Source organism: Arthrobacter pigmenti, assembly GCF_011927905.1.
Lineage (GTDB): Bacteria > Actinomycetota > Actinomycetes > Actinomycetales > Micrococcaceae > Arthrobacter_D > Arthrobacter_D pigmenti.
Genome location: NZ_JAATJL010000001.1, coordinates 884,737 through 898,704, shown reverse-complemented (window position 1 = coordinate 898,704; position 13,968 = coordinate 884,737). Strand labels below are relative to the sequence as shown.

The 13,968-nt window shown below is 65.5% G+C and carries 10 protein-coding genes; 4 read left to right on the top strand and 6 right to left on the bottom strand.

Translation table 11 applies throughout. The features are described 5' to 3' along the window. Positions 1–4: 4 nt before the first annotated feature. The 4 genes from BJ994_RS04220 to BJ994_RS04205 form a co-directional block, all read right to left on the bottom strand. Complete coding sequence (locus tag BJ994_RS04220) at positions 5–979, bottom strand: 4-(cytidine 5'-diphospho)-2-C-methyl-D-erythritol kinase (RefSeq protein ID WP_167991782.1); 975 nt, start codon at positions 977–979, stop codon at positions 5–7. 74 nt (positions 980–1,053) lie between these two features. Then, a complete protein-coding gene (gene rsmA, locus BJ994_RS04215; RefSeq protein ID WP_167991781.1) occupies positions 1,054–1,929 on the bottom strand; it encodes a 16S rRNA (adenine(1518)-N(6)/adenine(1519)-N(6))-dimethyltransferase RsmA in 876 nt (291 codons plus the stop codon). A 127-nt stretch (positions 1,930–2,056) separates the two neighbouring features. Further along, positions 2,057–3,166: a resuscitation-promoting factor gene (locus BJ994_RS04210; protein ID WP_167991780.1), complete on the bottom strand. Its 1,110-nt coding sequence runs from the start codon at positions 3,164–3,166 to the stop codon at positions 2,057–2,059. A gap of 361 nt (positions 3,167–3,527) precedes the next feature. Then, positions 3,528–4,463 carry a TatD family hydrolase gene (locus tag BJ994_RS04205; RefSeq protein ID WP_167991779.1) on the bottom strand — a complete coding sequence of 312 codons (936 nt, stop codon included), beginning with the start codon at positions 4,461–4,463 and terminating at the stop codon, positions 3,528–3,530. A 179-nt stretch (positions 4,464–4,642) separates the two neighbouring features. On the opposite strand from BJ994_RS04205, the gene BJ994_RS04200 reads away from it, so the two are divergent. The 3 genes from BJ994_RS04200 to BJ994_RS04190 are packed head-to-tail and all read left to right on the top strand — an operon-like array spanning position 4,643 to position 9,535. Then, positions 4,643–5,686 carry an AAA family ATPase gene (locus BJ994_RS04200; RefSeq protein WP_167991778.1) on the top strand — a complete coding sequence of 348 codons (1,044 nt, stop codon included), beginning with the start codon at positions 4,643–4,645 and terminating at the stop codon, positions 5,684–5,686. A gap of 13 nt (positions 5,687–5,699) precedes the next feature. Then, the gene (locus BJ994_RS04195; RefSeq protein WP_342450280.1) at positions 5,700–7,139 is read left to right on the top strand and encodes a DUF58 domain-containing protein; all 1,440 of its coding nucleotides are present in this window, start codon (positions 5,700–5,702) and stop codon (positions 7,137–7,139) included. Continuing rightward, positions 7,136–9,535, top strand: coding sequence for a transglutaminase TgpA family protein (locus tag BJ994_RS04190; RefSeq protein ID WP_167991775.1), 2,400 nt, complete (start codon positions 7,136–7,138; stop codon positions 9,533–9,535). The genes BJ994_RS04195 and BJ994_RS04190 overlap by 4 nt, the downstream gene beginning before the upstream one ends. 141 nt (positions 9,536–9,676) lie before the next feature. On the opposite strand, the gene BJ994_RS04185 is transcribed toward BJ994_RS04190, so the two are convergent. Continuing rightward, positions 9,677–11,158 (bottom strand): NAD-dependent succinate-semialdehyde dehydrogenase, encoded by a 1,482-nt coding sequence (locus BJ994_RS04185; RefSeq protein WP_167991772.1) that lies wholly within the window; start codon positions 11,156–11,158, stop codon positions 9,677–9,679. Positions 11,159–11,343: 185 nt separating this feature from the next. Beyond that, positions 11,344–12,204, bottom strand: a complete 861-nt coding sequence (gene rsmI / locus BJ994_RS04180) for a 16S rRNA (cytidine(1402)-2'-O)-methyltransferase (RefSeq protein WP_425339400.1) — start codon at positions 12,202–12,204, stop codon at positions 11,344–11,346. A 259-nt stretch (positions 12,205–12,463) separates the two neighbouring features. Between rsmI and BJ994_RS04175 the strand changes: the two genes are divergently transcribed. Then, on the top strand, positions 12,464–13,960 hold the full coding sequence (locus tag BJ994_RS04175) for a dolichyl-phosphate-mannose--protein mannosyltransferase (protein WP_167995845.1): 1,497 nt from the start codon (positions 12,464–12,466) through the stop codon (positions 13,958–13,960). Positions 13,961–13,968 lie beyond the last annotated feature (8 nt).

Genomic DNA, 13,968 nt, shown 5'->3' with positions numbered 1-13,968 from the left:
GTTCTCAGGCGATGTAGTCGCTGACAATCCTTGCACCATGTGCCGGGCCGGAAACAAGCTCCGTGGAAAGTCCGGTACTCGCCAGGAGCGCGTCGATCGTCTCGCCGTGATCCGCGGACTCGGCCAGGAAGGCAACTGTGGGACCGGAACCCGAGACGATGCCGGCGAGCGCACCGGCCTCCTTGCCGGCGTCGAGCACGTCCCGCAGCCCAGGAGCGAGCTCCAGCGCGGCATCCTGGAGGTCGTTGTGCAGAAGCTCGGCGAGCGCATGGGCATCGCCTGCCCGCATGGCGCCAAGTACCTGCGGGTCGATCTCCGGCAACTCGGGTGGCTCGTGACCAGCCGCGAGGCGCAGGTCATCCAGCGTCCGGTAGACAGCAGGCGTCGAGAGCCCGAATGGCGAGGTGACAAGGACCCAGTGCAGCGGCGTCTTGGAAATTGCCGGTGTGAGCTGCTCGCCGACACCGAGCCCGACGGCGGTGCCACCGATGAGCGCGAACGGCACGTCCGCGCCGAGATCGACGGCGATCTTGGCGAGTTCGTCACGGGAGAAGCCGCTGTTCCAGAGTGCGTCGCAGGCCAACAGTGCAGCTGCGGCGTCGGCGGACCCTCCTCCCATGCCGCCTGCGATCGGAACCCGTTTGGTGATGTTGAGATGAACGCCGGTGGAGTTTTCACTGAGCTCAGCGAGCAGGGACGCCGCCTGCGCGGCGAGGTTGCTGCTGTCGAGGGGAATTTCCGCCATGGGGAGGTTGAGGCTGCCCTGGCCGTCGACCGTGACGGTTACGCCGGGTTCGTCGGTGACCGTGGCCGTGATCTCCTCGTACAGGGACACTGCGAGGTACACGCTGGCGACACTGTGGTAGCCGTCCTCCCGCGGCGGTCCGACGCGCAAGGACACATTGATCTTGCCGGGCGCCTTCACGCGCACGGCGCGCGGTCCGGTTCCACGTATCCCTGCCGTTCTGCCAGCCACCATGGTTTCCAACTTAGATCACGCGTGCATCATTTGCGCAGTCGCGGGTTCTGGGGCGGCTCCGGCTTGTCCATCGCTCACGCCAGGGGCAGCTGCTTCGACTCGGCGATGCGGGCAAAACCGTGGATGTCGAGCACTTCACCGCGCGCCGTTGGGTCGATGCCCGCACGAAGCAGCGCATCTTCGGCGTGGATTGCCCCGCCCGCCCATCCTGCGAGGGCAGCCCGGAGGGTTTTCCTGCGCTGGGCGAACGCGGCGTCGATGACGGCGAATACTTCCTCGCGCGATGCGGTGGTTGCGGGAGGCTCGTGCCGTTCGAAGGCCACCAGACCGGACGCGATCTTCGGTGCAGGCCAGAAGACGTTCATTCCGATGACGCCCGCCTTGCGCATGGTGCCGTACCAGGCGGCCTTGACGCTCGGCACCCCGTAGACCTTCGACCCGGGAGGAGCGGCGAGGCGGTCGGCTACCTCATCCTGCACCATGACGAGGCCGTGGCGCAGGGCCGGGAAGCGGGCAAGCAGGTGCAGCACAACGGGCACGGCCACGTTGTAGGGCAGGTTCGCGACGAGTGCGGACGGCTCGGCGGGCAGCTCCGTTACGCGGAGGGCATCGGCCAGTACCACGTCGCAGGAAGCGGCCTTCCCGGGCCGAAAGCGCGCAATGGTCTCCGGCAACCGCGCGGCAAGGACCGGGTCGATCTCCACCGCTACAACGTGGCGTGCGGCGTCCAGCAGCCCCAGGGTCAGGGAGCCGAGACCGGGCCCGACCTCAAGTACCGTCTCCCCCGGATCAATGTGTGCAGCGGCAACGATCCGGCGGATGGTGTTGCCGTCTATGACGAAGTTCTGCCCGAGGGTTTTGGTTGGACGGACGCCCAACTCATCGGCCAGCCGCCGGATCTCCGTGGCTCCGAGCAGGGGGGCTGCCGGAGACTGGCTCTTGTCATTCACCTAGCCATCGTAACGGGACAGGCGGCAGCACCGGCGTCCCCCGGCAGATGCGGGACCATCGCGGGCTATCTCAGGCTATCTCAGGCTATCTCAGCACTAGCGCAGGCGATCTCAGCTCTAGCCCAAGCTATCGCAAGCCAAGTTTTGCCGAGCAGGAGGGCCAGTGTCCCCAGCCGCCATTCTGCTTGAGCACCTCGGCGGTGGCAATCTGCTCGGCCGGTGCTGCCAGGTGCGGCAGCGGAGCGTACTGCCCGCCGCCTGCTCCGAGCCAGCTCGATTCGCTGAACTGCAGGCCGCCGTAGTAGCCGTTCCCGCTGTTGATGGACCAGTTGCCGCCGGACTCGCACTGCGCCAGTGCCTGCCATGCGCCGCCCGCCGGTGCCGGTCCGGCAGCCGGCTCGTCAGCGGGTTCAGCCGGTTCCGCCGGCTCAGTAACAGGTTCGGGTTCCTCGCCGGTGCCGATCGCGATGATCTCGTTCACGGGTTCCAGAGTTACCTTCTCGCTCAGGAGTTCCCGTTTGGTTTCCTTGCCATCGATCACCGTGACCGAGAAAACCTTGGTCCTCTCACCAGGTACGCCTGCCTGCAGGATTTCCTGCTCGCCTACCAGCAGCTCGTCCGTCTCTTCCTCGGTGCTGGAGAAATTGATGGGCTCGGTCTCGGTGACCTGTTTGTCCGTTTCGACGCGGGTGACCTTCAGACCCATTCCGGTGACGAGGGAGCTGGTGACCGGCACGGAGACCCGGTCTTCGTCGCCGAGGGTGATGCCTGCTTCGGCCAGCAGTTCCTCGACGGTGTTGACTGTGGTTTCCAGGCTTCGTCGCTCACCATCCACAGCGATTGTCACGGACTTCGGAGTCGAGATGCTCAGGGTGGAACTCAGCGTCGTCAGCCTGGTTTCAGTCGAGGCTGAAATTACGGAAGTGCGCGCAACACCAAGCTCATCAACCAGTTCACCGACCGTATCGCCGGTGGTATGGACAACCGTTTCGGCTCCATTAAGGGTCACGTCCACCGCGGTGGCTTTGTTGACCTGGATCGCGGCGCCGTCGTCGACTTCGCTGGTCAGTGAGGGAACCACCAGGTCATTCGCGGTGACGGTGACGTTGGCTGCATCGAGCACTTCCGAGACCGTGCCGCCGAACGTCTGGACAACGCGCGCATCGCCGTCAACCACCACCTGGACGCTTTTGCCGTTGCCCACGAAGGCCACCAGACCTACCACGAGGCTCGTCATGACCATTCCCTGCCCGGCAAGCACAGCCCAGGCTTTCGCATCCCTCTTCGCCACAAAGTCCCACATTCCGCGTTGTGTCCGGGCACGGGGAAATGGCGCTCACAGACACCGCGCATGGAAGCGCGCAGGCAGGAGTGCACAGGCAATGAACGACGGCGGAAGGGCCACCCGCCGCGCGCAAAGACCCACAGATGCCACGCAGCATCATGCGGCTAATGCGCAACAGGAAGCCCGTCCGCGTTGGACGGTATCAGTCCGAAAGCCTTCCCCGACCCCGGCTAATAACTGCCCACCGTAACCGAACCGTGACCAAAGGGCAAACCTCGGTAGCTGACCTCCGCAGCCCCGGGCAGTGCGTTGATCAATCCCATTCCCCGTAGGCGCGGCGGGTGTTCGCATTGATGGTCCTGCAGAGTTCCTCCAGGTCAGCGCCCAGATGTTCGGCCATGAAGCGCACCGTGTAGGGCACCGCATAGCTGGCGTTTGGTTGGCCGCGGAAGGGATGCGGGGTCAGAAAAGGCGCGTCGGTCTCGGTGAGAATCAGGGACGGGTCGGCAATTTCCAGCGCCTCCCGCAGAGCGCCGGCGTTCTTGAAGGTGACGGTGCCGGAGAAGGACATGAACCAGCCACTGTCGTTACAGATCCGGGCAAAGTCCGCGTCTCCGGAGAAGCAGTGCAGCACCACGCGTTCAGGGCTCCCTTCGGCGCGAAGGACGGAGACGACGTCGTCGTGCGCGTCCCGGTCGTGAATCTGCACGGCAAGGCCAAGGCGCTTTGCGATGTCCAGGTGCCGCCGGAAGGAGTACTGCTGCCGCTCGATGCCCTCGGCAGGCGTGCGGAAATAGTCCAGCCCGGTTTCGCCGATAGCCCGGATCCTTTGATGGTGCGCGAGTTCCTCGATCTCGGCGAGCGCGTCCTCCAACGCACCGCTGGCGGCCAGAACGGGTGCCTCATTAGGGTGGATAGCCACAGCGCCGAGCAGGCGGTGGTCCCTGTCAACGGCGTCGACCGTGAACCGGGAGGACGCAAGGTCAGTTCCCACCTGGACCGCGAAACCGACGCCGACCGCTTCTGCGGCGTCCATGGCGTCAGCGGCGCTCACGGCTACCTGCCCGTCACGGAAGTCCAGGTGTGTGTGGTTGTCCATCACCGGGAAAGGCAGGGGAACTGGCGCCGGCGGGTAGTCCAGTTTCCGGCTCCGTCCGCCGGACTCCGGAGCCCTGGAACGGGCGCCCGGCGCTTCAACCGCCGCTGCTTCGACGGGCCGGTACTGGACTGGGATCTCGGTGGTGCACATACATAAACCCTAGACAAAACCTGTAGGTCGGTCCTACCGCAGGAACTTTCCGGGACGAACCCCAGTTGTCCTAGTAATCTGTAGGTAGTCACTAGCCGCTGTGCAGGTTCGTGTTTCACGCTGATGTGTTTCGCACCGGGGTGGACCAACTCCTGAGGCGACGAATCCGGAAGGTATCCATGGACGCCCACAACCAGTACGCCACCCCGAACGGCAGCACGGCGCCCGCGGCGGAGACCGCCCCGACGCCGATGTCCGGCGAGGCGTTCCACGACACCAGTTCGCGGATTCTGGACTCGATCAACACCGTCATCGACGGCAAGCCGGACGCCGCACGGTTGGCGCTCACCGTTCTTCTGGCGCAGGGGCACTTGTTGCTGGAGGACGTGCCGGGCGTGGGTAAGACCATGCTCGCAAAAACGCTGGCCCGGACGATCGACTGCAGCGTCAACAGGATCCAGTTCACCCCGGACCTTCTGCCCTCGGATGTGACGGGCGTATCCATCTACAACCAGGACTCGCACCGCTTCGAGTTCCGGCGCGGTCCGGTTTTCGCGAACATCGTCATCGGGGACGAGATCAACAGGGCGTCCGCGAAAACGCAGTCCGCGTTGCTCGAGTGCATGGAGGAGCACCAGGTCACTGTCGACGGTGACTCCTACCACCTTGCGGAACCCTTCATGGTCATCGCCACCCAGAATCCCATCGAAATGGAGGGCACCTATCCGTTGCCCGAGGCCCAACGCGACAGGTTCATGGCGCGGATCTCCATGGGTTACCCGGACATCAACTCCGAGATGGAGATGCTGGAGACCCACCAGTCGGTGTCTCCGCTTGAATCAGTCCGCGCAGTGGCGGATGTGGCGGATGTGTCGGCCATGATTGCCCAGGTGCGGCAGGTATACGTCTCCCCCGCCGTGAAGGAGTACACGGTGGGCATCGGGCACGCCACGCGTGAGCACGCCCAGCTGCGGCTGGGTGCGAGCCCACGCGGCCTCCTCCAACTACTTCGTGCTGCGAAGGCCGGCGCTGCGCTGGAGGGCCGGGACTTCGTCCTTCCCGACGACGTCAGTGCCGTTGCCGAGGCTGTCCTGGCACACCGGCTGATCCTGGACCGCAAGGCGCTGAGCGCGGGCGAGACGCCGTCGTCGATCATCGCCGGCATCCTCGCCCGGGTGCCCGTGGCGCGGGAGGCCCTCAGCGTCTCATCCCGAAACGGCTAGCACCGTGTCCCTGGTGGAGCGACTGCCGCGCGTGCTGACTGCAAGGGGCTGGGGCCTCGCTGTCACCGGCGTGGCTGCGCTGCTCTTCGCCCAATTCCTCGGGCGCCGGGACCTGCTCTACCTCGGCATCCTGCTGGTCCTGCTGCCGCTGGTGTCGGTCCTCATCCTCCGTCTGGTCAAACCCCGGTTCACCGTTAGCCGGACCTTCGCGCCGCAGAGCATGGAAACCGGCTTCACAACCACTGTGACGCTCTCTGTCGCAGCTGACGGTCCGCTCGGTGGTTCGGTCACCATGCAGGAACAGCTCCCGCAGCGGTTCGGTGACGCGCCGGAGTTCCACTTTCCGTCCCGCCATCCCACCCCGAGCGGAGTCAGCCTCTACGAATACCGGCTGCGGTCCGCCGCCCGCGGCGTGTACGACGTCGGCCCGGTCACCGCGGGATTCACCGATCCCTTTGGCCTGGGCATCTCCCGGCATACACTCGGCGGTACTGACCGCCTGGTCGTGACTCCCAGCCCCCTGGAGCTCCCCCATTCGCCGCTCACCGGGGTCCGCGGCACCGACGGCAGCGCGGTAACCCGGCGCAACGCCAACCCCAGCGATGACGACGTCATGACCCGCGAATACCGCCACGGTGATCCGATGCGGAGGGTGCACTGGGCTGCGACGGCGCGGCACAACGAGCTGATGGTGCGCCAGGAGGAGTCCGTCACCACGCCGGAGGCAACCCTCATCCTTGACCAGCGCCAGGGCAGCTTCGGAACAGGCTTCCTCTCGGCGTTTTCCGGAGACCGCGACGCCGATGGCACCGGAATGCTCTCATCGCCCACTTTCGAGTGGGCCGTGGTCGCAGCAGTGTCCATCAGCGCCCATCTGCTGGAACGCAGCTACGCTCTGCGGTTTATCGACGAGACCGGTGCGCCGGCGCTGCGACGGTCGGTGTCGGCACCCTGGCCGGAGGACGAGGAATATGGCGGCCTGTCCGGGCTGCACGGAATTGCCCAGGGCCTGGCTGCCCTGGAGCTATTGCCGGACCCGTCCAAGCGTGCACCCTCCTCCCAGAAGCGACGCCCACTCGCAGACCGGAAGGTGAACGGGAGCGAGACCCAACGCACGGTGCCCTTCGGTGATCCCATGCTGGACAAATTGGCCAGCCTCAAGCACCGGGGTCCGTTGATCGCACTGCTCGGGGTCATCAGCGAATCCGAAGCCCGGGATCTCGCACCCGCTGCCGAATACGGATCCCAGTCGTTTGCCATCATTGTCAGCGAACGGCCGCGCGACATGCACGGCGTCATGGACATCCTCCGCGGAGCCGGCTGGCACGCTGTCGCCGTCACGCCGAACGCCTCGCTGGCCGCCGCATGGGCGTACTTCGACGCTCCCACCGGGACCGTCACCTCGTCCACCGCAAAGACCACCATCAAATCGGCTACGGGGGTACGTACATGACGGCTACACTCTCAAGGCCAGCCACATCGGGGCACACGCAACGCCTCACTCCCGCACGCCCGGACGAACCGCGCCGCAGTTACTGGCATCTTCTCGTCAGCCTGGCGTCCCTCATAGCGGTCATGCTCACATCGGTGAGCCTCTCCGGAGTGATCTTCGGCGGGTCCTGGTTCACGCCGGTTCTGGTGACCGTTGTCACAGTGCTCTTCTTCATGGCACTGACACGACTTGCCCGCCTGCCCGGCGTCTTCGCCCCCCTCGCGGGGCTGCTGGCACTCGGCGGATCCCTCATCTGGCAGTTCTTTCCCGGGCAGAGCACGTTCGGGGTGTTCCCCGGCCCCGGATTCAACGGGCGTCTGCTGGTCCTGCTCAACCATGCCGAGAACACCGTTGTCTCGCAGGTAGCCCCCGTCCTGCCAGGAACCGGCCTGTTCCTGGTGGTGTGTGCCGGAGTGGGACTCATAGCCATCCTCGTGGACACGCTGGCCAATACGCTGCGTATGCCGGCCACCAGTGGGCTCGCGCTCCTAGCCATCCTTGTGGTTCCTGCCGTCGTCCGCATCAACAGTGTCGGTGTTGCGGCTTTCATCGCCGCAGTCGTGGGATTCCTGATCCTTCTGGGGTGCGCGCACTGGCGCGAGGCCCGCTTCGAATCGGCGTCCTCGCATGAACTCTCCGGCGGGCATCTTTCGCGTGGACTGGTCATCGGGGCGTCCGCACTCGTCCTTGCCGTACTCCTCCCGCTGGCCATACCCGGGTTCAACTCGGGGGCTTTCCCGCAAGGTGCCCGGGTAAACCTGTGGGGAACGGCAACGGGGCTGAACCCGATCGTCACGCTCGGCAACGACCTGCGGAATCCGACGGGGTTCGGCCGGATTGAATATGCAACCAATGCCGAAGATCCCCTGTACCTGCGTTCTGTAACACTGGAGGATTTCAGCGGCCAGCGTTGGGAGCCTGACCAGCGCATGGGCCAGCGCGTTGCCGGTGTCGAGGAGATGGGAAGTGAGTTGCAGCAGGACCCCAACCTTGAGAGCTCGCTCACCCGGATCAGCACCGAAAGCTTCACCAGCCCCTGGCTGCTTGCCCCGTACGCTCCGGTCTCGATCAGCGGATTGAACGGCCGGTGGGCCTGGGATCCGCAGAACCTGAGCATCCTTGCCATTGACGGGGGTTCCACCGCTCAGCAGGACTACCTTGTCCGCAGCGCAGAACCCGCGCTCACGCGCGAACGCCTGCAGGCCATCCCTCCGGTCGACCGCGAGTCCGTTCCCGAACAGTTCCTTTCCCTGCCCGAGCAGACCCCCGGAATCATCCGCGACACCACGGCGACGGTCACCGAAGGTATCGAAAACCCGTACAGCAAGGCGATCGCAATCCAGAGCTACCTTCGCGGGCCGTCTTTCGTCTACTCGGTCGATGCTCCTGTTGACGGAGGATACGACGGCAACAGCCTCGAAGTGATGGCGCGCTTCCTCGAGTCCAAGTCCGGTTATTGCGTCCACTACGCGGGCACCATGGCCGTGATGGCACGCCTCGCGGGTATCCCAAGCCGCGTGGCGGTAGGGTACTCTCCCGGCACCCCGACGGGCGAAGTCGTCGACCAGGACGGTGTCGAGCTAACCCAGTACTCCGTAAACTCCAAGGACGCCCACGCCTGGCCGGAGCTGTACTTCGAGGGCGTGGGCTGGGTGCAGTTCGAACCCACCCCTTCCCGCGGCGTTGTTCCGGACTACGCGTTGTCCGCCGTGGCTCCCGTCGCTCCGCCTGTCAATGACAACCTCAACCCCGGTGCCGGCCCAATTGCGCCGTCCACCGCCACGCCCACCCCCGCAGCGGAAGAGGAGGAAACCGCACAGGCCGTACGGGAAAGTACCGAGCGCAGTTCGACCCTTGGCATCATCCTCGGAAGCGTCCTGCTCATCCTGGCTCTCACACCGCTGACCCTGCGGCTGTTACGGACAGCCCGCCGTCGTAGCACCGTTACGGCCGGACCTGATTCCTCTGGCCGGGCTACGGCGGCGTGGGCACAGGCTGTCGAGATTTCCGGCGACTACGGGTACGCGGCCGCGCCGACAGACACACCGCGCTCCTTCGAGAACCGTCTGCTGCGGCAAGCCTCACTGGGCAAAGCTGCCGCTGGTGCCGTGGAGCGCCTGCGGCGTGCGTACGAGGAAGAGGAATACTCAGAGCTGCGCGGACCAGGCGCTCACTCGGGGACCGCCTGGGACGACGTCGAAACCGTTACCGCAGCGCTGAGGGACGCTGCATCCTTGCCCACACGGTTGCAGGCGCGCTTCTGGCCAGCGTCGCTGTGGCAGCGTTTCGGTGCCCAGCGCAGCGAGGGCGCGCGCGCCGCAGCCCGGGCAGCAGGCGCCGGCGTCCGGACGGGCTAGGCCACAGGCACGCGCGCTGGTTTCACCGGCACTCGTGCGGGCTAGTACAACCGGCGCTCGCGCGAGCTACGCCTACCCGCCCAGGCCCGACCGGCCCAGCTCCGGGCCGCCCGAGCGGGTAGGCTCCCTTCCGCCCGCGATTCAGCTGGCGGAAGGGTCTGCGATGCCCACGTACTGCGTGTAGAGGTACTCTTCGATGCCTTCGTAGCCACCCTCCCGACCGAGGCCCGACTGCTTGACCCCACCGAAGGGTGCTGCGGCGTTGGAAATCACTCCGGCGTTCAATCCCAGCATTCCGGTGTCCAGCCGCTCGCCGATGCGCAGTCCGCGGTTCAGGTCGCGGGTGAAAACGTAGGCAACAAGCCCGTATTCGGTGTCGTTGGCCAACCGGACGGCGTCGTCCTCGTTCGAGAAGGTGATGATGGGAGCCACCGGGCCGAAGATCTCTTCCTGGAGGATCCGGGCCGAGGAGGGGACCGACGTCAGAACCGTGGCCGGGTAGAAGTAGCCCGGCCCATCCTGAGGCGAGCCGCCGGTGAGGCAGGTGGCTCCGGCGTCGACCGCGTCCTGCACAAGCGAATGGACGCTGTCCCGGCTTTTGCTGTCGATCAGCGGGCCGAGGGTTGAGTTGTCTTCGGTGCCTCGTGCGGGTGTCACCTCACCCATCTTCGCCGCGAGACGTTCAGCGAATTCGGCAGCAACGGATTCGTGCACAATGAAGCGGTTCGCTGCCGTGCAGGCCTCACCCATGTTGCGCAGCTTCGCGGCCATTGCGCCTGTCACTGCGGCGTCGAGATCAGCGTCTTCGAAGACCACGAACGGCGCGTTACCACCGAGTTCCATGGAGGTGCGCAGCACCGTTTCGGAGGCGTCCGCCAGGAGACGGCGGCCCACGGGTGTGGAGCCGGTGAAGGAGAGCTTGCGAAGGCGGGTGTCCTTGATGAGCGGCCCGGTGACGCCGCCGGCGTCGGAAGTGGGAATGATGTTGAGCACGCCGGCCGGGAGCCCTGCCTCCATGAGCACAGTCGCGAACAACGACGACGTCAGCGGGGTGAGGTTCGCGGGCTTCAGCACCATGGTGCAGCCGGCTGCGACTGCCGGAGCGATCTTGCGCGTTGCCATGGCGAGCGGAAAGTTCCACGGGGTGATGAGCAGGCACGGACCAACGGGCTTCTTCGTCACGAGGATCCGCGACTTACCGTCGGGGGCTGTGGAATAGCGGCCGGAGGTGCGTACTGCTTCCTCGGAGAACCAGCGCAGGAATTCGGCTGCGTAGGTGAGCTCGCCGCGTGCTTCGGCGAGCGGCTTACCCATTTCAAGGGTCATCAGGAGCGCAAAATCATCTGCCCGTTCGGTGACGAGCTCGAACGCCCGGCGGAGAATCTCACCGCGTTCCCGGGGTGCTGTCCGGGCCCAGTCGTCCTGCGCCGCAACGGCCGCGTCGAGGGCGGCCCTGCCGTCTTCAGGGCTGGCGTCGGCGATGGAGAGCAGGGTCTTGCCCGTGGCAGGATCCTCGACGTCGAAGGTCTTGCCGTTGGAGGCGTCGCGCCATTGGCCACCGATCAGCAGGCCGGTGGGAACCGTGGACAGAAGTTCGTGTTCGCGCTGGGCGGTGATGGTCATCCTCTTCAAGCCTTTACGATCGACAGAGTTCAGGCGCGGTGCTGCGCCTCAAGACCCTCACGCTAGCCCTCGGTTTCGAACACTGTCCATGCAGCACTGCACCATGATCTCCCGTAAACCCTGTCACGGTGCACAATAGTGACCCGCACGGCTCATCGTCAGGACCGCACTGTCAGGACCGCATGTCAGGAACGGGCCGCGACCACGGCCGCGTACAACTCGCGCTTGCTCACCCGCGCGTCCTCGGCCACGGCGGCAACGGCCTCCTTCAGCCGCAGGCCCTGCTCCAGGAGTTGGTTCACGGCTCCAACATGGTCTGCAGGCTCCGAGGGCGCTGCAGCCGACGCGCCGCCAACGACGACGGCGATCTCGCCCCTCGCTGCCACGCCCTCCACCCATTCGAGCAGGTGCTGCAGTGACCCGCGAACCACTTCTTCATACCGTTTTGTCAGTTCGCGGGTTACGCAGGCAGGCCGGTCGGCTCCGAATTCCTGGTGCAGTGCCCTGATCATGGCTTCCAGCCGATGCGGCGCCTCGAAAAACACCATGGTCCGGCGTTCAGCGCGCAACTCAGCCAACCGCGCGGCCCGCTCCCCAGCCTTACGCGGGAGGAATCCCTCAAAGGTGAAACGGTCCGTAGGTAATCCCGAGAGTGCCAACGCCGTCAGCACGGCGGAGGGGCCCGGCGCCGCCGTAACGGTGATTCCCCGCTCGGCTGCTGCTTCGACCAGCCGGAATCCGGGATCGGATACTGACGGCATACCGGCGTCGGTCACCATGAGGAGAGTTGCCCCGCCGGTAACCAGGTCCAGCAGCTCGCCGGTGCGCGAGGCCTCGTTGTGCTCGTGGTAGCTGAGCGTCCGGCCCTTCGGGGTTACGCCCAGCGCCCGGATCAACCGTTGCAGGCGCCGGGTGTCCTCGGCAGCGATCACGTCGGCGGTTTCAAGCAGGGACACCAGGCGGAAGCTCGCATCCCCCATATTGCCGATCGGTGTCGCTGCCAGCACGATGCTTCCCTCGCCCTGGGCAACGTGCGCTGGGAGCAGCTGCGCGCCGTCGTCGTCGGCTTGCTGATCGATGTCCTGTTCCTTCACCGCTCCAGCCTAGTTGCATTCCCCGCGGCGTCGCGGTGGCTGCCTTACCGAAACTGACAGATGCCCTCGGTACGATGATCGGGTGAGCCAAACCACCAGCACCGTTCCCGCCGCGCGGCCCGAACGGCAGCAGTGGATTGCCTCACCGCGGTCTGCGTTCACCGAGAAGGTCCTCCGCAGGCGCCTGCTCGGGGAACAGCTGTCCTTCGGCATGTGGGGGTGGCTGCTCCCGCTCCTCGTAGCCCTCATCGGTGGAGTGTTGCGCTTCGTCCGGCTGGGAGAACCCGATTCCCTGGTTTTCGACGAGACGTATTACGTCAAGGACGCCTACTCCTATCTGCAGTCCGGGTATGAGCGCGAGTGGCCCGAAGGCGCTGACGAAAGCTTCAACGCCGGCAACCCCGGGGTCATCCTGGGAACAGCGGACTACGTGGTCCACCCGCCTGTCGGCAAATGGATGATTGCCTTCGGAATGGCATTGTTCGGTGCGGACAGTCCGTTTGGCTGGCGGTTCTCCGCTGCTGTTGTCGGCACCATTTCCATCCTGATTGTTGCGCTGATCGCCCAGCGCCTGTTCGGTTCTGCTGCCCTGGGCGCAGCAGCCGGCCTGCTGTTGGCGGTCGACGGCCACCATTTGGTGCACTCACGCACTTCCCTGCTCGATGTCTTCCTCATGTTCTGGGTGCTCGTGGGTTTTGCGGCCCTGGTGCTGGATCGGGACCATGCACGACGCCGACTTGCGGCGAAGCTCGCAGCTTTGGCCCGGGAGCGGGGCAGGCCAACCCGGGATCAACTGCTGTACGGTCCGTGGTTGGGCTGGCGTCCATGGCGAATCGCGGCGGGCGTTGCGTTGGGGCTCGCGCTCGGAACCAAGTGGTCTGCACTGCCCTACATTGCGGTGTTCGGACTCATGACAGTCCTGTGGGACATGGGCGCGCGTCGGACGGCCGGCATAAAGCACTGGGTGCGGGGAGCTGTGGTGCGTGACGGCTTGCAGGCCTTTGCCTCGATCGTTCCCCTGGCCCTCGTTACCTACGTTGCTTCCTGGGCCGGTTGGTTCCTCTCCTCGGATGCCTACAACCGTCAGTGGGCAGCGGATAACCCGAACCCGGCGTGGGACTGGGTTCCGGGACCGCTCCGCTCCCTCGCCGAGTATCACCGCAGCGCCTACTCGTTCCATCAGGGCCTGAGCTCCGAACACCCCTATGAGGCCACTGCGTGGTCCTGGCTGGTGCTCGGGCGGCCAACGTCCTTCCACTACGAGTCAGAGGGGCTCACCTGCGGCGCTTCGGACTGCTCGCAGGCAGTCAACGTGGTGGGAAACCCGATCATCTGGTGGGCGGCGGCGCTGTCGCTGATCGTCGTACTGCTGTTCTGGGCCGGACGCCGTGACTGGCGGGCGGGCGCCATCCTGGCGGGTGTGGCTGCGGGATACCTTCCGTGGTTCCTCTACCCGGACCGCACCATGTTTTTCTTCTACGCCATCGTCTTTGAACCGTTCCTGATCCTGGCGCTGGTGTACGTGTTGGGCCTGGTTCTAGGACGTGCCGGCCATCCCGCCTGGCGGCGTCGAACCGGTATTGTGCTGGTGGGGGCATTCGTCACGCTGGCGGTGCTAGTGTCAGCGTTCTTCCTGCCCATCTGGACTTCCGAGACCATTCCATACGACCAGTGGCGTCTACGGATGTGGATGCCGAGCTGGATCTAGCATCATCA